The 20,631-nt window shown below is 60.8% G+C and carries 15 protein-coding genes and 1 pseudogene; all 16 read right to left on the minus strand.

From position 1 onward, the window contains the following. Positions 1–71 precede the first annotated feature (71 nt). The 16 genes and pseudogenes from HMPREF2884_RS07780 to HMPREF2884_RS07855 all read right to left on the minus strand — a co-directional run bounded on the left by HMPREF2884_RS07780 (position 72) and on the right by HMPREF2884_RS07855 (position 20,627). Positions 72–1,031 (minus strand): RluA family pseudouridine synthase, encoded by a 960-nt coding sequence (locus HMPREF2884_RS07780; protein ID WP_070616573.1) that lies wholly within the window; start codon positions 1,029–1,031, stop codon positions 72–74. Positions 1,032–1,153: 122 nt separating this feature from the next. After that, the gene (gene lspA, locus HMPREF2884_RS07785; RefSeq protein ID WP_141753521.1) at positions 1,154–1,768 is read right to left on the minus strand and encodes a signal peptidase II; all 615 of its coding nucleotides are present in this window, start codon (positions 1,766–1,768) and stop codon (positions 1,154–1,156) included. Between the two features lie 324 nt (positions 1,769–2,092). Further along, a complete protein-coding gene (locus HMPREF2884_RS07790) occupies positions 2,093–2,632 on the minus strand; it encodes a DivIVA domain-containing protein (protein WP_049345219.1) in 540 nt (179 codons plus the stop codon). Positions 2,633–3,084: 452 nt separating this feature from the next. Further along, the gene (locus tag HMPREF2884_RS07795; protein ID WP_070616575.1) at positions 3,085–3,384 is read right to left on the minus strand and encodes a YggT family protein; all 300 of its coding nucleotides are present in this window, start codon (positions 3,382–3,384) and stop codon (positions 3,085–3,087) included. A gap of 10 nt (positions 3,385–3,394) precedes the next feature. Beyond that, positions 3,395–3,706, minus strand: a pseudogene (locus HMPREF2884_RS09400) (cell division protein SepF); the annotation flags it as partial. A 764-nt stretch (positions 3,707–4,470) separates the two neighbouring features. Further along, the gene (locus HMPREF2884_RS07805) at positions 4,471–5,304 is read right to left on the minus strand and encodes a YggS family pyridoxal phosphate-dependent enzyme (protein ID WP_049337577.1); all 834 of its coding nucleotides are present in this window, start codon (positions 5,302–5,304) and stop codon (positions 4,471–4,473) included. Positions 5,305–5,353: 49 nt separating this feature from the next. After that, positions 5,354–6,202 (minus strand): purine nucleoside phosphorylase YfiH/LACC1 family protein, encoded by an 849-nt coding sequence (locus tag HMPREF2884_RS07810; RefSeq protein WP_049340724.1) that lies wholly within the window; start codon positions 6,200–6,202, stop codon positions 5,354–5,356. 149 nt (positions 6,203–6,351) lie between these two features. After that, complete coding sequence (gene ftsZ, locus HMPREF2884_RS07815) at positions 6,352–7,542, minus strand: cell division protein FtsZ (RefSeq protein ID WP_005507755.1); 1,191 nt, start codon at positions 7,540–7,542, stop codon at positions 6,352–6,354. Positions 7,543–7,738: 196 nt separating this feature from the next. After that, a complete protein-coding gene (locus HMPREF2884_RS07820) occupies positions 7,739–9,352 on the minus strand; it encodes a cell division protein FtsQ/DivIB (protein WP_246827949.1) in 1,614 nt (537 codons plus the stop codon). Between the two features lie 9 nt (positions 9,353–9,361). Beyond that, complete coding sequence (murC, locus tag HMPREF2884_RS07825; protein ID WP_070616579.1) at positions 9,362–10,861, minus strand: UDP-N-acetylmuramate--L-alanine ligase; 1,500 nt, start codon at positions 10,859–10,861, stop codon at positions 9,362–9,364. Continuing rightward, a complete protein-coding gene (gene murG / locus HMPREF2884_RS07830) occupies positions 10,861–11,961 on the minus strand; it encodes an undecaprenyldiphospho-muramoylpentapeptide beta-N-acetylglucosaminyltransferase (protein ID WP_070616581.1) in 1,101 nt (366 codons plus the stop codon). Before murG ends, murC begins: the two co-directional genes overlap by 1 nt. Positions 11,962–12,172: 211 nt before the next feature. After that, entirely contained in the window at positions 12,173–14,323 is a 2,151-nt protein-coding gene (locus tag HMPREF2884_RS07835; protein WP_070616583.1) for an FtsW/RodA/SpoVE family cell cycle protein, read from the minus strand. 148 nt (positions 14,324–14,471) lie between these two features. Further along, positions 14,472–16,058 (minus strand): UDP-N-acetylmuramoyl-L-alanine--D-glutamate ligase, encoded by a 1,587-nt coding sequence (gene murD / locus HMPREF2884_RS07840; protein ID WP_070616585.1) that lies wholly within the window; start codon positions 16,056–16,058, stop codon positions 14,472–14,474. After that, complete coding sequence (gene mraY, locus HMPREF2884_RS07845) at positions 16,058–17,263, minus strand: phospho-N-acetylmuramoyl-pentapeptide-transferase (RefSeq protein ID WP_049340736.1); 1,206 nt, start codon at positions 17,261–17,263, stop codon at positions 16,058–16,060. The genes murD and mraY overlap by 1 nt, the downstream gene beginning before the upstream one ends. Positions 17,264–17,269: 6 nt before the next feature. Further along, the gene (murF, locus tag HMPREF2884_RS07850) at positions 17,270–18,889 is read right to left on the minus strand and encodes a UDP-N-acetylmuramoyl-tripeptide--D-alanyl-D-alanine ligase (protein WP_070616587.1); all 1,620 of its coding nucleotides are present in this window, start codon (positions 18,887–18,889) and stop codon (positions 17,270–17,272) included. Then, on the minus strand, positions 18,882–20,627 hold the full coding sequence (locus HMPREF2884_RS07855; protein ID WP_070616589.1) for a Mur ligase family protein: 1,746 nt from the start codon (positions 20,625–20,627) through the stop codon (positions 18,882–18,884). Before HMPREF2884_RS07855 ends, murF begins: the two co-directional genes overlap by 8 nt. Positions 20,628–20,631 lie beyond the last annotated feature (4 nt).

The raw sequence follows: 20,631 nt of genomic DNA on the forward strand, positions 1-20,631 counted from the left end.
TCCTGGAGGTGTGGGCTGGAGGATGGGCGGTGAATGTGAAGCTGTGTGCGGCGGGGCGCGGGAGGCTCTGCCTAGCCGAGTTTGACGTTGCCGTCACGCAGAGCGGTCAGCGCGTAGGACAGGTCGAGCGGGTACTCGCTGGTGAAGGTCACGCGCTCTCCGGTACCGGGGTGGTCGAAGCCCAGGCGGTGCGCGTGCAGCCACTGGCGGGTCAGACCCAGTTCGGCGCTAAAGCGCGGGTCGGCGCCGTAGGTCAGGTCACCGCAGCAGGGGTGGCGCAGCGCGGAAAAGTGCACACGAATCTGGTGGGTGCGTCCGGTTTCCAGGTGCACTTCCACCAGGGATGCGGGGCCGAAGGCTTCGAGCACATCGTAGTGGGTGATGGAGTTACGACCGTCCTCGACCACGGCGAACTTCCACTCATTGCCGGGGTGGCGGCCAATGGGCGCATCAATGGTGCCGCGCAGCGGGTCGGGCAGACCCTGCACGAGGGTGTGGTAGACCTTGTCCACGGTGCGTTCCTTGAAGGCGCGCTTGAGTTCGGTGTAGGCACGTTCGCTGCGGGCTACGACCATCAGGCCGCTGGTGCCCACATCCAGGCGGTGCACAATGCCCTGGCGTTCTGCCGCGCCGGAGGTGGCAACCGAAATACCCTCGCCCATGAGCGCAGAGATGACGGTGGGACCGTGCCAGCCCGGCGAGGGGTGTGCCGCCACGCCTGCGGGCTTATCCACCACGACAATGTCGTCGTCCAGGTGCACGATGCGGAAGCCGTCCACCTTTTCGGGGCGGATGTCCGCCAGATCGCGCGGCGCGGGTGCATCCACGACGACCTCGTCGCCCGCGGAAAGCTTGTAGGACTTGCCAATCTTCACGGCCTTGCCGTTGTTGGTCACGGTCACGTGGCCGTCACGAATCCACCCGGAGGTGCGGGTTCGGGGCGCGTCGAGGGCGCCGGCGAGCGCGCCTTCAACGGTGAATTCGGCGCGGATGCGTGCCGTATCTTCGGCGGCGTTGGTGGTTTCGCTCATGCGGCTCTCCTTCGGGTGGTGTTTGCTTTGGTTGTCTGTGTGAGGGGTCGTCTGTGTGAGAACGTCTTAGTAGGCACGTGTGTCGGCAACGTAACCGTCGGCGCGTATGCCGGAACGGGGAGCTACTTGGCGCTCTTCCCTGCCGCATTCTTGTCGTCAGCCTGCACACGGGTTCCGTTGAGGTTCAGGCCCTTGAAGTTCAGCAGAACGATGAACGCCATGCACACGCAGATTGCGGAGTCTGCAATATTGAAAATCGCGAAGTTCGGCACGGAAATAAAATCAACCACGTGACCGGAACCGAAGCCGGGCTCACGGAAGAGACGGTCAAAAAGGTTGCCGCAGATACCGCCGAGCAGACCGCCCAGCGCGAGGGTCCAGGACAGGGCACGGGTGCGGCGCAGCAGGTACAGCACCACGGCTGCGGCGGCAACCATGACGAGCGTGAAAATCCAGGTGACGTTCTCGCCCATGCTGAACGCGGCACCGGAGTTACGAATCGAGTACCACCACAGTAGCCCGTCAATAACGGTGATGCGCTCCCCCAACTGCATCTGGGTGACGACCAGGTATTTGGTGCCCTGGTCGATAGCGAACACGACGGCGGCGAGCGCGAGCGCGAGGATGCCCGCAGAGCGAGCCGAGAGGATGCGCACGCGGCGACCAGTAGCTTCTTCGGCGGCGTTATCGGCTACCTGTGCGACTGAGGATTCAGCAGTCTTGGGGGTGTTGGTCATAGCTCTCCTCTAGTCTGTGCCGGTTGCTGCGGTCTGTGCCGGTTGTTGCGCCTACGGCGCGGAGGCCCCATGGTACGGAGGCAGGGCGCGCTCGCGTTCGATAGTGCCCCTCTAGCTTAGCAAATAGGGGTAGTGCATCGAGTATTCGGGGGTGATGTGGCGGGTGCTCTCCCCCGCTTTGCACGCTGGGTTTTTAGGCCGTGCCGGGCGGGCATGAGAATACCGCCCGGTTCTTTCGATCTTCCCCGGTGAATAGCGGTGGAAGAGAAAGAATCCGGGCGGCATACGCTTCAAAGCGTCGTTAGCTTATTTAGGCACGCTGATTTATGCGGAAGCCTCGATGGACTTGAGGTTCTTCAGCTCCTGAACCTGTGCGTCCAGGTGCTGCAGCAGCTTGGAGCGGTAGCGGCTCTCGAAGCCGCGCAGAGCCTCAACAGCGATCTCCAGCTCTTCCTTCTCGTCGGTGAGGCGGGAGAGAACCTCTTCGCGCTGCTGCTGAGCTTCGCTCACCATAGCGTCTGCCTTCCTCTCTGCCTCTTCGAGCAGTTCAGCCTTAGCCTTCTCGCCCTGTGCCACGTAGTCGTCGTGAACCTTCTGAGCCATAGCGAGCAGTGCCGCCGCATCCTGAGGTGCAGCCGATGCAGCCGAGGACTGTGCGGGTGCCACAGCCGCTGCGGGGGAATCGGGAGCGTTTGCGGAGAGCTGCTCGACCTGACGCTCCAGAGCGTCACGCTCGGAGTACAGTGCGCGCAGTTCGACAACGAGCTCGTCCAGGAAGTCGTCGACCTCGTTGCGGTCGTAACCGGACTCTTCGGTGACGATCTTGAAGCTCTTAGTGATCAGGTCTTCGGGGGTGATTGCCATGGGCTTCTCCTCTGGGTATCCCTACGGGGTTTGGTGGTGATGTTGAGTGCCGCGGATTCACCAGCCAGATAGGGCGTGGCCCCAATATTTTAGGGTCCCGATGATTCAGGGCATGGTTATGCCGCGATGCAGTCGTTGGCACCAATTCTACTATTCTTTGGTTTCTGTGCCCGGTTATACGTCGGTTGAATCGTAAAATATTCGCTCTGCGCAAGGGTGGGATTCACCACGTGACGTATCCGCCCTAGTCCCTGCTATCCCCCTTATGTTTTCTGCCCTGCGGTGCATTTCAAGAAGGTTTTTGCAGAGACATCTTGACGCTCCCCAAGCGGACCCCCGGCGCAGAACCCAGACGCAGAAAACCCCGCCAGCACGTCATCCCATGTCAGGATGCCAAGCGCAAGCGGGGCTCTCATGCCTAGTTCTCGTATCTCTCCGATGGAGGGGCTACATCAGGACAGCTTCGCGGTAATCGTCGTCATGATGTTCAACAGGAAAGACAGCAGAACAATCAGAATCAGAAAACCGGTATCCAACGCAACGTTACCCACACGCACCGGCGGAATCAGACGACGCAACAGGTTCATCGGCCAGTCAGTCACCGCGTACACGCCACTGGCGAAGAGCAACACAATGCCCTTGGGGCGCCACTCCGGAGCGAACATGCGTACCCAGTCAAAGAGCATGCGCAGCAGCATGGAGACGTAGAGAACGTACAGAATAATCGTAATGAGGGCGAAAATATAACCCATCTATCAGTCCTTAGCCCTGGTCGAAGGGGAATTCGCCGTCGGTCTCAAAGCCGGCGGGAACCTCGGAGTTAGCCACGCCCAGAACCTCCAGGTTGGAGGGGGTCAGCAGGAACACCTTAGCGGTGACGCGCTCAATGCGGCCCTCCAGTGCGAATGCCAGACCGGATGCGAAGTCCACCAGGCGCTTTGCGTCTGCATCGGGCATTTCTTCCACGTTCATAATCACGGGGATGTTCTCGCGGAATGCCTCACCAATGATCTTTGCGTCATTGTAGGAGCGGGGGTGGATAGTGGTGATACGACGCAATTCGTCCTCTTCTTCCTCGTAACCGTAGGTGTATCCGTTGGTTTCTTCGGGCTCGTAGCCCTGTTCGTAGTAGCCGTCGTTGGAGTACGTATCGGCGTACTGCTCGGTGTATTCGGTATTCGGCACCGGGGTGTCCTCCCAATTGTCTGCGCTGGCGTCGTCCCAAGTCTGTTCGGTTTCCGCCAGATCAGCTGTGGTTTCAGGTGTATGAGCGGTGGCGTGTGCCGCTGCATCTACGGCTGCTCGTCCGTCGGCAGGTTCTTCTGCGTCCAGATACTCGGTTTCTGTACCGTCATCGTAGCTATCAGCCTGCAGGTACTCTTCCTGTTCAGTATAGGCGGGTTCGTCCTGCAGATGGTAGGTTTCGCTCTGCGACTCGGCATCGCTGTACTGTGCCGAGCCGGGCAGTGCTGAGAGCCTGTTGGCGCTATCGGTCTTCTGTGCTGTAGCAGCCTGCCCTGCGGAGGCGTTCGCCTCCTTGCGGGTGTCAGCCTGCACAGCCTGCGGGGATTCTTCCGACGTCGCCTCGGCGTCCTGGTATCGTTCCAGGCCGAGGAAACCCGCCAGACGGCTTTGCTTCGCCATGATTCTCTCGCTGTTCTTTGCTTGTGGTGTACAGGGTCTGCCGTGGTGCTTCGTCAGAAGGTGTGTGCGTGACGGTACGTCATGCACCGGCATGTATATATTACCAGCGCCCACCCCGCGCGGGTGGTCAGGGCACCGATGATTATGCCGCCGCCAGCAGACCCATCAGCTGAAAAGACTAACGGCTAAAGGGCCTAGAGCGCCGGGCGCTTACCCATGATGTCGCTACCCACGCGCACGCAGGTCGAGCCCCAGCGCACCGCCGCTTCCAGGTCGCCGCTCATGCCGGCGGAAATCTCGGTCGCGTGCGGCACCTGCTCACGCACCAGCGAGGCCAAACCATAGAGCTTCTCAAACGCCGCATCCGGGTTCATGCCCAGCGGTGCCACCGCCATCACGCCACCGCAGCGCAGGTGCTCGTGATTCTCGATGCGCTCCACCAGCTCCAGCAGCTCGGAGGCGCTCGTACCGCCGCGCGCGCCCTCGGCGGCGTGGCCAGCCGTCGCGACCTCCGCCAGGGACACCTGCACCAGGCAGGTCAGCGCGCCCTGCTCCGCCGCCGCGGGTGCGGGCGCCTCCCCCGCCTCAAAGTGGGAGAGCTGGTTCGCGTACGCCTTCGCCAGCGCGTCCGCCAGGGAGGGGCGGTCCACCGAATGCACGCTGGAGGCGTACTTGACCACAGACTTCGCCTTGTTCGTCTGCAGCTGACCGATAAACGCCCAATGCGGGGGCTGCACCTCACGCTGGGCGCAGTAGGCGGCAAGCTCACGAGCCTTCCCGCTCGCCTCCTGGTCGCGGTTCTCACCGAAGAGGGTCACTCCCCCATCCAGCAGCGCCGCCGCGTCGGAGGCGGGGAAGAACTTCGTGACCGTCACCAGCTGCACCGGGGCGCTCGCCTCGGTACGCACGGCGCTGTGGTCCTGCTCCGCGGTGCGGATACGCTCAAGCACGCGGCGGTAGTTCTGCAGCAGCTGCTCGGCGCGTTCGGGAGTGTACTGCAGGTTCTCTTCTACGTTCATTTCAGACATCTTCTCTTCTTCAGCGGCTCTATCTTTAGCGGCCCTATCTTTAGCAGCTCTAGGCGGCAGGCTCTGCCGCCTTCTCAATCCACACCAGACCCGCGATACGGCCCGGCTTCTCACCGCGGTTCGTGAACCCGCGATGCGAATACACTTCGGGCTCCTCAAACGTGCACTGCGCACAGTCCATGCTCACCTGCACACCCGCCTCCTCCAGCACGGCGCGAGCGCCGGCGGGCAGATCCAAGCCGGGGGTCTGCTGACTGGTCACCGAATGCACCTGCGGAATCAGTTCGGTGGACTCGGTGCGCATCGCCTCGGGCACCTCGTAACAGCTACCGCAGATGCTCGGACCCAGCCAGGCGGTAATTTTCTCCGCGCCGAGCTGACGCATCCGCTGCACGGTCTGCTGGAGCACGCCGTCAAGCAGGCCGCGGCGGCCAGCGTGAGCCACCGCCAGGATCGGTTGCCAGTTCGCGACCCGCTCACCCACCAGCACCACGGGAATGCAGTCCGCCACCATAATCGCCAGGGGCACGCCCTCACTGCTAATCGCCGCATCGGCGACCGGGGAGTTCTCCAGCACCGCGCGGGCACGCTCAACCGTACGCTCCTGCGGCGCACCGGGCGCGTAGGATTCCACCGCATAGTCTTCCGGGTAGGCAATCTGCACGCCGTGCACCTGGTTCAGGTAGAAGAACGGCTCGGTACCCAGCGCCTCCTCCAGGGCGGCACGGTGGTTGAGGGTGCGCACCAGGGAGGCATCCATACCGCCGCCGAGCTCATCGTCCACATGCAGGCCCAGGTTGCCCGCTGCACGGGAGGTGAAACCCACCCGCACACGCCAGGGGCCCAGGGTGCGGGTATCGGCAGAGGCAAGCAGCGAAGTTTTGGGGTTATCGCTCATCTTCTATTCCTTCATCAGATGTCAGCGGGTATAACGGCGGGTATAGCAAAGGGGAGCCGAGAACAGCACAATGTGCGTGTTTCTCAGCTCCCCTATAGCTTCATAAGACTCTCAGCCGTGCAACGCTTAGGCGTTCACAGCCGGGCAGACTACTTCAGGAAGTCAGGGACGTCCAGGGTGTCGCGGCGAGCCGGAGCTTCCTCCACAACCGGGGGAAGGTCAACGTCGAAGCCAGCAGCGCCGGTGGAAGCCGGAGCAGCAGCGGGTGCGTTGTAGCCGTAGCCGTTAGCAGCCGGAGCAGCCGCAGCGGTGGAACCGCCGAAGGATGCCTGGGTGCGCTGAGCCTGAGTAGCCGCAGCAGTGGAAGCGTTGGAGTTGGTCTCCGGGTTCACTGCGTCGAAGCCAGCAGCAATCACGGTCACGCGAGCCTCATCGCCCAGTGCGTCGTCAATAACCGCACCGAAGATGATGTTTGCGTCGGGGTGAGCAACTTCCTGAACCAGGCGTGCAGCCTCGTTAATCTCGAACAGACCCAGGTCGGAGCCACCCTGAATGGACAGCAGAACGCCGTGTGCACCGTCGATGGATGCTTCCAGCAGCGGCGAAGCGATAGCCAGCTCAGCTGCCTTCACGGCACGGTCCTCACCGGATGCCGAGCCGATACCCATCAGAGCCGAACCAGCACCCTGCATGACGGACTTAACGTCAGCGAAGTCAAGGTTGATCAGGCCGGGGGTGGTGATCAGGTCGGTAATGCCCTGCACACCGGAGAGCAGAACCTGGTCAGCGGACTTGAATGCGTCCAGCATGGAGACGTTGCGATCCGAAATCGACAGCAGTCGGTCGTTCGGAATAACGATCAGGGTATCAACCTCATCGCGCAGAGCAGCGATACCGGTCTCAGCCTGGTTGGAGCGGCGACGGCCTTCGAAGGTGAAGGGGCGGGTCACCACACCAATGGTCAGAGCGCCGAGGGAGCGGGCAATACGTGCCACGACGGGTGCGCCACCGGTACCGGTGCCACCGCCCTCACCTGCGGTCACAAAGACCATGTCTGCGCCCTTGAGGACTTCCTCAATTTCCTGCGCGTGATCCTCGGCTGCCTGACGGCCAACCTCGGGGTTTGCGCCCGCGCCAAGACCGCGGGTCAGCTCACGACCAACGTCCAGCTTAACGTCTGCATCGGACATCAGCAGAGCCTGAGCGTCAGTGTTGATAGCAATGAACTCAACGCCGCGCAGACCAACCTCAATCATGCGGTTGACTGCGTTGACGCCACCGCCGCCGATACCAACGACCTTGATGACTGCCAAGTAGTTCTGGGGAGTTCCAGCGTCCATGTATTCCTCGATTGTTCCGTGTTCCAGCTTCGGAAGACCCGCAGCTTAATCTAAGCCTGAAGGTTTCCTCTAAAGAATGACTTTATCTGCTAGGATACCAAACTGTTTTTGTCGGTTCCTAGTCACACAGCGCAATTACCCCCTCTTTTTGCGGATTTCACACAAAAAGGGAGGATAAAGCGCCTGAATGGTTCCCCTAACGGGTCACCGGTACGCGCGGGGCAGACACGTCATAGACGGTCACCTTCTGCGTTTGTGCCTCGGAAGATTTCTCCTCCTGAGCACGCTTAGCAATAGCCTGGCGCAGGGAGAGCAGGACCTTAGCCTTTAACTCGCTCTCTTCAGCGGTTCCCCACTGCACCGTAGTATTATCCCTCAAGGTTAGAGTGATACTTGAGGTTGACGTAGCGCCGGCTTCCTTAACCTGAGCTAGAAGTTCAGAGGGCATCGCCGAAAGCGCGGTAGAAATAGTGTGGAACTCAGCCGAAGTCTGCGGGTCATCACCGCTGAAACGAACCAGCGGCACCGACGTATCGGGCTGGGTTGCCGACTCCAGAAGGCTCACACCATCGCTATCAACAGTATGGTACGTATCGCCCTGCTTCACAACCGCAACCGCGGTACGCTCCTTCAGAGTCACCACCAGCTCATGCGGCGGACGGCTCTCCACCTGCACGCTACGAATCACATTATCCTGCCCGAGCAGCTCACGCACCTTCTTCTCATCGATGCGAGTGAGCGGAACGCCGCGCAGAGGCTCAAGCTTCTGCTCCACCTGGGTGGTTTCCAGCAGGGATGTGCCGCGCACCGTAATCTTCTGAGTCGCCAACAGGGGCGAGAAGAAGACCAGCACCACATACAACACCGCGATAATAGCCAGTGCCGAAGCGGTGTACAGCAGCTTACGGGCACGAGTCAGAGGCGCACGCTCCTTACGGGGGCGCTCCTCAGCACGCAGACCGTCCAGACCCGGATCATGACGCAGACGCTCACGGTGAGCCTGACGGCTCGCACGCTCGCGCTCCTTCTCAATCTCCGCGGCGCGCTGCTGCTCACGCTCGGCACGCCAACGACCAAAACGACTCGTGGGGCGAGGCTCTTCAACAGCCTTCTCCCCCGCCTTATCGGCGCGTTCCTCAGCCTTCTGAGCGGCAGACTCTTCGCGAGATTCAACAGAATCGGCAGAAGACTTCTTGTCAGAACTCTTCTGATCGGCTACTTCCTTTTCTGCGCTCTTCACCGACTGCGAGGATGCAGTCTTAGCGGATTCAGTCTTAGACGAAGAATCCTCAAACGCCTCAACATCAAACAGCTCGGGCGCGTGCTCAACTTCAGACACGGTACGACCGGTCATCAGCGCAGAACGCACCGAATCCTTCAAAGACTGCGCCGAAGAATGAACCGCCGCCGCGCTCTTCTGAGCCGAAGAATCAGCACCGTTCTGGCTGTGCGACTTATGCACCACCGGCTTACGCGGTATGTGTCGAACGGAGCTCGAAGGCTGAGCAGCGGAAGGCTGGGTAGCGGCAGACTGCGCACCAGCAGGCTGAGCAGAAGCCTCCGAGGATGCAGCCCCGGCAGGATTCACAGCTTCCGCAGACTTCGCAGATTCCGCGGGCTTCACAGCCTCAGCAATTTCTGCGTTCTTCACAACCTGAGGCTGGGTGGCCTGCGGCTGCACGGGCTTAGCCTGTGCCGCCTCAACCTGCACATTCTCAGCTACCTGCTGGGCGCGCAAACGAGCACGCGAACGCGGAGCCTTCGGCGCGCGCGAGGAGGAATGCCCCTCCGAAGAGAGACCAGAACTCATCGGCACAGCCTAAGCCTCCGACTTCTTCGACTCGCCACTGTGACGGATCTCCAGGGACTCCAGCAGACGCGCACCCAAAGCGGTCACATCGCCAGCGCCAACGGTCATCACAATATCGCCAGCCTGAGCGCACGTCACAATATCCTCAATAGCGTCCTCAGCGGTAGCGTAACGAACCTCAGAGAAACCAGCACCGGTAATCAGCTCACTGGTCACACCCTCAATCGGCAGCTCACGAGCCGGGTAAATATCCAGTACATGAGCACGATCAGCCATCGACAGGGCCTCAGCGAACTCCTTTGCAAACTCGCGAGTACGCGAGAACAGGTGCGGCTGGAAAATCACGTACAGGTTATGGCCATCAGCCACGGTACGACCGGTCTCCAGGGCACGGAACACCTCGGTCGGGTGGTGCGCGTAGTCGTCAAAGACCTTTACGCCGGCAACCTCACCGCGCAGGGTGAAGCGGCGGTCAGCACCCACGAAATCAGCCAGCGCGCGAGCAATATCAGCAGCCTCGTAACCAGAAATCAGAGCCGAAGCAAAAGCCGCAGAAGCATTCAGCTGGTTGTGGATACCGGGCACCTTCAGAGCAATATCCTGCTCACCCTCATAACGCACGCCACGGCATTCAAACGACCACGACAGGTGCGACGACGAGGAAGAACCAGCGCTGGTAATCTCGCTAATGCGCAGGTCAGCATCCGCCGACTCACCGTAAGTCACCACGGGCACACCCGCCGCACGAGAACGAGCCGCCAAAGCCGCCGCGCCCGCATCATCAGCACAGGTCACCACAACACCGTTGGGCGCCAGCGAACCCACAAAACGGTTGAACGCCTCAAAGACACGCTCATCCGTCTCATAGAAATCCAGGTGGTCCGGCTCAACATTCGTCACCACAGCAATAGCCGGGCGGTAACGCACAAACGAGCCGTCCGACTCATCAGCCTCAGCCACAAAAATCGACTCCGGGCCCTGAGCACCCAGGTGAGCGTTCGTGCCGCGACCAGCAATCACAGTACCCACCGCAAACGACGGGTCAGCACCCAGCTGATCAAACATCACAGAAATCATGGAGCTGGTCGTGCTCTTACCGTGAGTACCGGCAACAGCAACCACCTGAGCCTCACCCATCACAGCGGCAAGCGCCTCAGAACGATGCAGCACACGCAGACCCTGCGCACGAGCAGCAACAAGCTCCGGGTTATCCTCACGAATCGCAGTAGAAATCACCACGGTATCAACGTCCACAATGTTCTCAGCCTGCTGAGGAACACCCACACGAGCACCTGCAGCACGCAAAGACTCAACAGTAGCCGACTCCGCACGATCAGAACCGCTCACCGTCACACCAGCCTGCAGCATCAGAGCGGCAATAGCGCTCATACCCGCGCCACCAATACCGATGAAGTGCACACGGCCCAACTCGCTCATCTTCGCACGCTCAGGGAACGGCGGGTTCAGCGGTGCCGGCAACACCATCTCAAGATTCATCAATTCAGTCATTACTTCTCAGCTGCCTTCAATACTGCTTCAGCCATAACGCGCGCCGCGTCACGGATACCAAGTTCATACGCCGCAGCGCCCATGCGCTCCAGCTCCTCCGGGTTCGCCATAAGAGCCGGAATCTCACGGGCAAACCACTCACCGGTGACCTCTGCATCCTTCACCAGCAGAGCCGCAGACGCCTCCACCAGAGAACGAGCATTCAGAGCCTGCTCACCATTACCAATAGGAAGCGGCACAAAAATCGCGGGAACACCCACCGCAGCAACCTCACTGACGGTCGCCGCACCCGAACGCACCAGCAGAAGATCAGCGGCAGCATACACATCCTGCATGCCGTTGCTGAACTCAATCTGACGGTAATTCGGGGCGCTCAGCGGCTCACCATTCTCATCCAGAACAGCCTTACCCTTGCCGGTAATATGCAGAATCTGGAAGTCCCACTCCGCAAAGTGGTCACGGCACGCCGCCACCGCATTATTCAGGCTCAACGCACCCAGCGAACCGCCCGTCACAATCACGGTCGGCTTCTGCGGGTCCAAGCCCAGGTTACGGCGAGCCTTCGAACGGTGCGCTTCACGGTTCAGGTAGGCAATCTCATCCTTCATCGGCATACCCACCAGGGTTGCACGCGGGAAAGGAGTATTAGGGAACGCCACACCGGTGAACTCCGCAAACGTACCACCCAGGCGGTTCGCCAAACCGGGCTTCGCATTCGCCTCATGAATCACCACGGGAATCTTAGCGCTCAACGCCGACAGGTACGCCGGCGGGCACACGTAGCCACCCACGCCAACAACCACGTCTGCATCTGCTTCTTTGAGGATGCGGCGGGTCTTCGACAGGCCACCAAAGAACTTAGCGGGGAAAGCCAAAGCGGCACGGTTAATGCTACGAGGGAACGCTGCACGAGGAATGAACTCAATATCGAAACCAGCTGCCGGAACCAGCTCGGCTTCCATCTTATCCGCAGTGCCCAGCATCAGAATCTTAGCGTTCGGTTCAAGATCACGAACCGCACGCGCAATCGCGAGCATCGGATTAATATGACCGGCGGTGCCACCACCGGCGAAGACTATAGAGGGCGCCTTCTTCGTCATAGGTCTTTCTCCCAACACATCGGTACAGCATCATTTTACGCTATCGCACCTGTTCAAAAGAGCGCCCCCGCCATTGAGCTACAACTCAATAGCGAGGGCTTTATCTTATATTCAGCGCATATTCATCACGGGTAGAGACACGAACCGCAGCTCGTTCCCCCGAATGTCAGCCCCCCGATATGCAGGCTTCACGGAGCGGGTTCCGCGGGGTTTAGCCCTGCTTGCGGGTGCCGCGCTGAGCCGAGTTCCGAGCCGCGCCCTGAGCCGGACGCTGCGCCTGCTGAGCACCGTTCTTCTGAGCGCTCTTTGCCTGGGTACCCTGTCGCGGCGCTGCCTGACGTTGAGCGCCCTGTCGAGGATTACCCTGTCGCTGGGCTCGACGCTGACGGTCCTCAGGATGCAGCGGCTGCAGACCCGCAGGTAGCGAACCCGACGGACGGTGCTGTGCGCTACGGGGCTGAGTAGCACGAGGCTGCTGCACTCGCCTCTGAGCAGCAGGTTTCTGAGCAGCAGGCTGCTGAGCGGTACGGGGCTGAGCAGTACGAGGCTGAGCAGGCTTACCCTGTGCCGCTCGAGTAGAGGCAGTACTCTTCTGGGCAACACGAGCCTGCTGACCGGTACGAGGCTGAGCGGGAGCCTTCTGCGGAGCTGCCTTCTTCGGTGCAGGCTTCTGCGGGGCAGGTTTCTGCGAGGCCTTCTGTTTCTGAGCTTCAGCCTTCTGCTCCGCCTTCACACGGGCAGCTTCCTCACGAGCCAGACGTGCCTCCTCACGAGCACGACGAGCCTCTTCTCGAGCCTGCGCCGCCTCCCGGCGAGCCTGTTCCTCCTCGCGACGAGCCTGCTCCCGAGCCTGGCGCTCCTGCTCCTTCCGCTGCTCACGAGCTATACGAGACAACTCACGCTGCTGATCCGGCGCAAAACCCAACCAGCGGCGCAACGTACTCTCCGGACCGAAAACAACCTTCAAAGGATTATGTTCCTTCAACAGGTGACCACCGGCAGCCGCACGAGCAGCCTCTTCCTGATTCAGCACATCCTGCAACGGCGTACGACGCTGCCATTCAGCATTCGCACGACGAACCTCACGCGCACTCTGGGTCTCAATATTCGACGGTTTCGTCGCGCCACGCAACGGAGTCTGCCGCGCAAACGCCAACAACAAACCCGCCGCAAACAACGAGGACAACAGCGACGAACCACCATAGGAGACAAACGGCAAAGGCACACCAATCACCGGCAAAATACGGGACACCATGCCCATATTGATAATCGCCTGAGAGGTCAACCAAATCATGATGCCGCCCGTAGCCAAACGCACCAGCGGATCAGTAGTACGCAGCATAATACGAACCGCGCAATACACCAGGCCCACATACAGCAGCAGAACCGCCAGCGTACCCAGCAGACCCAGCTCCTCACCAATAATGGCGAAAATATAGTCGTTATGCGCCTCAGCCAGGTAGTTGTACTTCTGGCGCGACTGGCCCAGACCAACACCCAAGAAGCCACCGGTCGTCAGCGCCACCTCACCAGAATTCGCCTGGTCACAGTTAGCGTTCGTGCACGAACCCCAAATACCGAAAATACGAGCCACACGGTTCGCGCTACTGAGAACACCCACCAGCGCCAACACCGCAAACGCGCCGCCAATCTTCAGTAGCGAGCTGCGAGAAGCACCCGCCAGCCACATCATGCCCACAAAGATGAAGCCATACACCATGGCGGTACCCATATCGCCACCGAGCATAATCAGTAGCACCAGGGCACCCACACCATAAATCGAGGGGAACAGCGTGCGCCAAATACTGCGAGAAATATCGCCGTGGCGGCTATACACCCATGCCAGCCACATAATAATCGCCAGCTTCGAAAACTCCGACGGCTGAATCTGCACCGGGCCAAGCTTCAACCAGTTACGGTTACCGTTCACCTCAACGCCGACAACCACCACAGCAAGCTGCATGACCAAAGCGGTAGCCAGCATCGCATACACCACAAACTTCTTGTGGTAAACGCCCACCGGAATACGCGTAATACCCGCCATCGCAAGCACGCCAAGGACCAAGAACATGATCTGAGACGAAACCTGCGAGAACGGCGACTGGCCCTGCGAAATCATCGTGACGCTCGAAGCCGACAACACCATAATGCAGCCAAAAATAGCCAGACCCAGGGTCGTCACCAGCAGCATCACCGGCACATCCCACAGGTCAGCCTTCAAACCACGACGGTACAGCCTACCGGCACGAGCACGGAACGGCGCTGAGAAATCCTCCAAACCGGCTCGCAAAGACGCCCAACGACCACTCGTAGTCGAACGCGCTGAAGAAGCCGAACGCTCCGAAGATGCGCTGGTACTCACATGCCCTCCTATAGGCCTCAACTGCCACGGATCCGTCGTGGCGAATACACGAAAAAGGTTCAGGGGTGGGACACCGTTACCATCCCACCCCCGAGAAGAACCCGCAGAAAGCACCCCGGTTACCCGAGACGCCCCTGCAGGCAACGTCCTAAGAGTCTGCCAGCTGGGCGGCAACAGCGTTCGCAAACGCATCACCGCGCACCGCATAATTCTTGAACTGGTCCATCGACGCAGACGCGGGAGCCATCAGCACGGTATCGCCCGGATGCGCCAGCTCAGTAGCCTTCGCAACGGCCGCGTTCATCACGGCAACGCCGTCCGAAGAATCAGCCACAGCGGCGGTCATATTGTAGGTCGGAACCTGCGGAGCGTGGTTAGCCAACGCCGACTTCAACGCCGCAGTATCGGTACCGATAATCAGCACAGCCTTCAGGCGCTTAGCGTGAGCAGCAATCAGCTCATCGTACTCAACGCCCTTCGACAGGCCGCCAGCAATCCACACCAGCGAGGGGTAGCCGCTCATCGACGCGTTCGCAGCGTGAGGATTCGTAGCCTTCGAATCGTTCACCCACATGATGTCGTTCGCGTAGCCCACCAGCTGGTTGCGGTGCGCACCGGTCTTGAAGGAACGCAGGCCAGCGCCCACAGCCTTCGGGTCAATATCAGCCGCACGGCACAGAGCCGCAGCCGCCAAAGCGTTCTCCACGGTGTGCTTCGCAGGCATCTTACCGGGAGCCGGAGCCAAATCCTCCAGAACCGCCAGCTCATACGCCTCGTTGTAACGGTTCTTCAAGAAGGCGCGGTCCACCATGATGTCCTCAGCCAGGCCGAGCATCGACACGGCGGGCATCTCAGTGGAGCTGAAGCCAATTGCGCGAGCGCCCTCAATAACGTCCGCGTTCTCAACCATGCGCAGGGTGTCCACATGGTCGGTGTTGAAGATGCAGGCAACCTGAGTGTGCTCGTACACGCGAGCCTTATCAGCCTTGTAACGCTCGAACGAACCGTGCCAGTCCACGTGGTCCTCAGCAATGTTCAGAACCACCGAAGCGTACGGGGACATCGAATGGGTCCAGTGCAGCTGGAAGCTGGACAGCTCCACCGCGAAGAACTCATAGGGCTCATCGTCGGCAATGGCGTACACGATGGGCATGCCCACGTTGCCTACCTGAATAGCCTTCTTGCCGGCAGCCTTCAGGATGGAATCGACCATACCCACGGTGGTGGTCTTACCATTCGTACCGGTCAGGCACAGCCATTTGGGGGTCGGCAGGCCACTACGCTCGTTTAAACGCCATGCCAGCTCAACATCGCCCCAAATCTGGATACGGCGCTCATAAGCGTCCAGCATCACCGGGTGGTCGGGACGCACACCCGGAGAGGTCACCACGAGCTCGGGTTCCTGACCGTCCACCAGGGGCAGGGCACGCATGTGCTCGGGACCGAACAGGCCCTCAACCGGGCCGTACGCGTTCTTGTAAATCTCGATGCGCTCACGCTTCTCCGGAGTATCCGCGCCGTCGATGACAACGATCTTCGCGCCCAGCTGGGCAAGCACGTCGGTCACAGCGTCGCCGCTGGTGCCCATACCCACCACGACCACGCGCAGGTTAGCCCAGGGCGCACCCCAGTGGGTCAGCTCCGCGAGGCGCTCGTTCTCATACACCGGGTTCACCGCAATAGCGGCGGCGTTCGCTTCAATGCGAGCTGTATCCGGCTGTTCATTAGTTGACATTAGTGAATCACTCCAGAAGTCTGCGAGAACCAGTCACCGAAGAACAGCGCCAGGGCAACGAGCACGCAGAGGGCGTTAACAACCCAGAGGCGGAACACGGAGTTCACTTCGCCGCTGCTGACGGTACCGGGGGCAATGCCTCGCTTATCAATTGAGTACATGCCGTTGACGCCGACCTTCTCCATGTGATGGTGGAAGGGGGTCATACGGAAGTAACGGTGCGCATGCAGGGGCTTCTCCCCCGCTGCGACCGAACGCTTACGGCTGGTCTTGAACACGAACTTCTGCACGATCACAGAGAACACTTCCAGCACGGGAATCAGAGCGATGACCAGCAGAAGCAGCTCGGTGCGGGTAAACAGCGCGAAGGCAACCATTGCGCCGCCGAGCGCCAGAGAACCGGAGTCGCCCATGAAGATCTGTGCCTTCGACACGTTCCACCAGAGGAAGCCAGCCAGCGAACCCACCAGGGAAGCAGCAATCAGCGCCAGCGAGCCGGGGTCGCGCACATCGTAGCAGGCAGTGCCAGCGCCAGCGGAGCAGGCGTGCACGTACTGCCAGATGCTGATGGTCAGGTAGCCGGAGAAGATGGTCATCATGATGCCGCCAGCCAGGCCGTCCAGACCATCGGTGAAGTTCACCGCGTTCGTACCGGACAGGGAGATGAGGGTAATCCAACCAACCAACAGGATGGAGCCGAAGACCGCGCCCGCCGCGAACAGGTCAATGGGCAGGTCACGTACGAAAGAGATAGCGGTCGACGCCGGACGTGCACCCGACTCATTCGGGAACTGGAACGCCAGGTACGCGAAGGGCAGGGTCACGCCCAGAAGACCAATGGTCTTCTGCTTCTCGGTCAGGCCCTCGTTGCCCTTATTGCGGAACTTCATGATGTCGTCCGCCGCGCCCACACCGAGCATGCCCAGGGTGAAGGCGATGGTCAGCCACGCGGTAGCGGTCGGTACCGGCGCGGTACCGAAGAGCAGCGCGCTCACCGCCAGGGTCAAGAAGTAGGCGAGAATCGCCGCGGGGATGAAGATCAGACCCGCCATGGTGGGGGTGCCCGCCTTGTGCTGGTGGGCCGCCGGGCCTTCCTCACGGATGAGCTGGCCGAGCTTGAGGGACTTCATCTTCTTGATGAACACCGGCAGCGCGGTGAGGGAGATGAGGAATCCGAAGATTCCAGCAATCAGCACGGTAATCATAAAGCGCTACCCTTCGTTCGTGGTCTGTTCGGTCAAAGTACGGTCGCCCTTAGCGGTGCCGTCCAGGTGAACGGCAAGGTGGTCGCTCAAATCGGTGGTTTCAACAAAGTCACCGGCAGAAAGCCAGGTCGGTGCCTGCTCTTTCTCAACGCCAAAGGTGTACTCGGCGAAAGCAACCTGGTCACCCAGAATGCCCAGCTTCGCGCCGTTCGAGGACTTGAAGAGCACAATGTCGCCGGGGCGAACCTCGGCACGCAGAATCTGCTCTGCCTCTTCCGGGGTCTTCACCCAGGTCGCCTCATTACCCCAGGAGCCTTCCAGGTGAGCCGCGTTGTAGGTGGGCTTCGTCTCGTCGCCCACAGCAATCAGCTTGGAAATGTTCATGCGCACCACGAGGCGGCCGATGCGGTCGTGCTCCTCCACGGAGGCGTCGCCGAGCTCCAGCATGGCGCCCAGAACAGCCCAGGTGCGGTGGGGCTGGCCGGTCGCCGGGTCAACGGTGCGGCCCAGCTGCGCCAGGGTGCGCAGTGCCGCCGCCATCGACTCGGGGTTCGCGTTGTACGCGTCGTTAATGACGGTCACGCCATCAGCGCGGTCGGTGCGCGCCATACGCCACTTCGAAGTTGCCGCTGCCTTATTGAGCGCGCGAGCAATCTTCTCACCGGAAATACCGCTGTTGTAGGCGACAGTCGCCGCAGCCAGCAGGTTGTGCACGTGGTGCTCACCAATCAGCTGCGAGGAAATCTCGTACTCGCTACCGTCGGGCAGGCGCAGAGTGAACTCGGGGCAGCCAGCGTCGGTGGTGCGCAGGTTCAACGCCGCCACGTAGCGCTCGTAGGGCTGGCCGTTCGCGTCGGTCTTCTCGCCCACACCAAAGTAGGTAATGGGTGCAACCGAACGCGACGCCATGCGCAGCACGCGCTCATCGTCAGCGTTCAGCGCCAGGGAACCGGTCGGCTGAACGCCCTCAGCCAGCTCGCCCTTGGTGCGCTCAATATTGTCCACGCCGCCGAACTCGCCAGCGTGCGCGGTACCGACCTTCAGGATTGCACCGTGATCGGGGTGCGCAATATTCGCCAGGTACTCGATGTTACCCACGTGGTCCGCACCCATCTCAATGACCAGGTAGCGGGTGGACTCATCCGCACGGAAAACGGTCAGGGGCACGCCCACCTCACTGTTGTAGGAACCAACCGGGGCAACGGTCGGGCCCTCCGGGGTGAAAATGGCGGCAAGAAGGTCCTTCGTCGTGGTCTTACCGGCAGAACCGGTAATACCGATAACGGTCAGCTCACCCTGAGCACGCATCTGCTCAATGGAGTAGCGCGCCAAATCACCCATCGCCAGCACCACATCGGGCACCTGGATGCTCGGGTAGGGCATGCCCTGCTCGTCGAGTACTTCGCGCTCGACCAGCGCCAGGGTCGCGCCCCGCTCAAACGCCATGGGGATGAACCTGTGACCGTCAGTGACCGCACCGGGCTTCGCCACGAACAGGGTACCGGTCTGCACCTCGCGGGAGTCGGTGGTGGCGAAGTCTGCGTACACCTGCTCCTCACGGCCCTCCAGGCCGATAGCGGTGCCGCCGGTTGCCTCAATAATCTGGGCGGCGCTGAGCTTAATCATTCTTCACCATACCTTCAGCGGTCTTAGAGTCACTTTCATCGAGCATGCGCTGGTAGTCAGGCAGAATCTCGAAACCGTGCGCACGCAGGGCACGGGCGGTTTCAACGCGGTCGTCCAGGGCGATATCCACGCCGTCAACATCCTGTTCGGTTTCGTGGCCGCGGCCAGCAATCAGGATGGCGTCATGCTCGCCCGCCAGGGCAATTGCCGCATCAATAGCGGCGGCACGCGGAGAAATATTCAGGATCTGGGTGGCTCGGCGGTTCTCAGCCTTCTGCGCGCCCTCCTCAACGGCGGCACGAATCGGCTCGGGCGCCTCACCGTGCGGATCGTCATCAGTCACGATGACAACATCCGCATTCTGCGCAGCAATCGCACCCATAATCGGGCGCTTGAGCTGGTCACGCTCACCGGTCGCACCGAAAACAATCATGACCTTGCCGTCGCCGGGGCGGTCCATCGCCTCCAGGGCACGGGTCAGACCGTCCGGGTTGTGTGCAAAGTCCACAATCGCGTGCGGAGCCAAAGAAATCAGCTGCATACGACCCGGCACCACCGGGGTCAGAGCCGAACTGGACGCCAGCTCAGGCAGCAGACGCTCACGCTCAGCGGAGTCAGTGTCCAGGTACGCCATGAGAGCCGCCAGCGCAGCATTCGAAACGTTAAAGTCAGCGGGCAGACCGGTGTAGCATTCAACGCTCTCACCGGCGCCATTAGCCACGTGGAATCGGTGGCCCAGACCCTCACGCTGAACCTTCACCACAGCCCAGTCGCGGGCACCAAACTCTGCGGGCACCTCAGCCAGACCGGCACCGCGCGCAGTCACCAGGCGGTGCACCTGCTCAGCGCCCATCTGCTCGCAAGCGGCGGAGAACATCTTCTCGCCCCACTCGTCATCAGCAGTAATCACAGCCAGCTCAGCACGCTCAGGAGTGAACAGCTGAGCCTTCGAGTCGAAGTAGTGCTCCATGGTGCCGTGCAGATCCAGGTGATCCTGAGTCAGGTTCGTAAAGCCAGCAACCGCGTACTTCACGCCGTCCACACGGTGGTAATCAATCGCGTGCGAAGACACCTCCATCGCCGCGCAACGCACCTGATGCTGACCCATAATCGTCAGCAGAGAATGCACGTGAGGAGACTCCGGGGTGGTCATCTTCGAAGGAACCGACACACCATCAATCAGAATCTGAATAGTGCCAATCAGACCGGTCTTCACACCCAGGCCGGTGCGGAACACCGACTCCAACATGTAGGTGGAGGTGGTCTTACCGTTCGTACCGGTCACCGCATAGCGGTGGGTGGCGGGGAACGACGCCGAACCATAAATCAGCGCAGCCAACGGACCGACATACTCGCGCAGGTTCTCAGCCACCAGGACAGGCACCGGCGCCTCACCCAGCAGCTGCGCACCGGCAGCATCCGTCAAAATAGCGGAAGCACCCAGATTCAACGCGGCCTCAGCAAACTGCGCACCGTGCACCTTCGCACCGGGCAGAGCCACGTACAGGTCCTGCGGGCGAACACCTCGGGAGTCCATGCTAATACCGGTAACCTCAACAGAATCACCGGATTCAGAACCCTGAACGCCACTAGCCAGCTGGGAACTCACCTGAGCACCCAATCCCTGCAGATGTTCGCGAAGGTGCGCCAAACTCACCGGGCGCACAGAATTCGGGCGCAGAGTCTGAGCGTCGCCGCCCAGCAGGTTCTGGCCGGGTGCGTGAGATGCGGTATCCATCGTC

The organism is Rothia sp. HMSC073B08 (assembly GCF_001812975.1).
GTDB classification, from domain to species: Bacteria; Actinomycetota; Actinomycetes; order Actinomycetales; family Micrococcaceae; genus Rothia; species Rothia mucilaginosa.